Below are 1,747 nucleotides of genomic sequence, written 5' to 3' on the forward strand. Positions count from 1 at the left end.
GCATGACGAACAGCTCCTGGCCGTCCTGGCTGGCGGTCACCGTCCGGTTGGCGAGCGCGCGGCCGTCGCGGTGGCGCTGCACGTGGTATTCGATCGGCTTCTTCACATCGCCGCCGCGCACGAAATGCGCGTTGATCGCGTGCAGCGGCCGATCCCCCGCCGTGCGTCCGGCGGCGATGATCGCCTGCGACACCAGCTGCCCGCCGAAGGTGCGGCTCCACACCTTCTCGGGGTGGTTGCCCAAGAAGGTGTCCTCGCCGATCGACTCGAGGTCGAGCAGGTCGAGCAACACCCGCAGATCGGGTGTCGGCTCGCCCTGTGTGGTCTCGATGCCGATCGAAATGCTCACTACTAGTGGTCCTCTTCGCCGATGCGGTGCACGTGGATCAGGTTGGTGGAACCGACGGTACCCGGAGGGGAACCGGCAACGATGACCACCAGGTCACCCTTGCGATAACGCTCCAGCGACAATAGCGCCTGATCCACCTGGTGGATCATCGCGTCGGTGGTGTCCACCATGGGCACGATGAACGTTTCGGTGCCCCAGGTCAGCGTGAGCTGGCTGCGGACCTCCGGCATCGGGGTGAACGCCAGCAGCGGCAGCGGGGTGTGCAGGCGGGCCAGCCGACGCACGGTGTCACCGGACTGGGTGAACGCCACGAGCGCCTTGGCGTTGAGCCGCTCACCGATGTCACGGGCGGCGTAGGAGATCACGCCGCGCTTGGTGCGCGGCACGTGGGTCAGGGGTGGCACCCGCGACGTCTCGGACTCGACCGCGGTCACGATGCGGGCCATGGTGCGCACCGCGTCGATCGGCCACGCTCCGACCGAGGTCTCCCCCGACAGCATCACCGCGTCGGCGCCGTCGAGCACCGCGTTGGCGACGTCGGAGGCTTCCGCTCGGGTGGGCCGGGAGTTCTCGATCATCGATTCGAGCATCTGGGTGGCGACGATGACCGGCTTGGCGTTCTCCCGCGCCATCTGGATCGCGCGCTTCTGCACCAGCGGCACCTGCTCCAGGGGCAGCTCGACGCCGAGGTCGCCACGGGCGACCATCACCGCGTCGAAGGCCAGCACGATCGCCTCGAGGTTGTCGATCGCCTCGGGCTTCTCCAGCTTGGCGATCACCGGAACCCGGCGGCCGACGCGGTCCATGATGTCGTGCACGAGTTCGATGTCGGACGGCGACCGCACGAACGACAGCGCGATGAAGTCGACGCCCAGCTCCAGGGCGAATTCGAGGTCGGCGACGTCCTTCTCGGACAGAGCGGGCACCGACACGTTCATGCCGGGCAGCGACAGGCCCTTGTTGTTGCTCACCGGGCCGCCCTCGGTGACCCGGCAGACGACGTCGTTGCCCTCGACCGATTCCACCGTGAGGCCGACCTTGCCGTCGTCGACCAGCAGCCGGTCACCGGCCTTGGCGTCCTGCGCGAGCTCCTTGTAGGTGGTCGAGACGCGGTCGTGGGTGCCGTCGACCTCGTCGACGGTGATCCGCACCTGCTCGCCGTTGGCCCACACGGTCTTGCCGTCGGCGAACCGGCCGAGGCGAATCTTGGGGCCCTGGAGGTCGGCGAGGATGCCGACCGCGCGGCCGGTCTCGTCCGAGGCCGCGCGGACCATCTTGTAGTTGTCGGCGTGGTCGGCGTGGTCGCCGTGGCTGAAGTTCAGCCGGGCCACATCCATGCCGCTTTCGACGAGCTCACGAATACGATCCTGGGTAGCAGTGGCCGGGCCCAGGGTGCAC

Annotated in this window: 2 protein-coding genes; both read right to left on the reverse strand. The window is 68.2% G+C overall.

What is annotated here, in order from left to right:
• On the reverse strand, window positions 1-343 hold a 343-nt coding region (locus ACFWF3_RS34720; RefSeq protein ID WP_379318299.1), incomplete at its 3' end, for an acyl-CoA thioesterase.
• An 8-nt stretch (window positions 344-351) separates the two neighbouring features.
• The coding region (gene pyk / locus ACFWF3_RS34725; RefSeq protein ID WP_379318297.1) for a pyruvate kinase at window positions 352-1,747 on the reverse strand (1,396 nt) is incomplete at its 5' end.

The organism is Nocardia sp. NPDC060220 (assembly GCF_042727815.1).
GTDB lineage: Bacteria > Actinomycetota > Actinomycetes > Mycobacteriales > Mycobacteriaceae > Nocardia.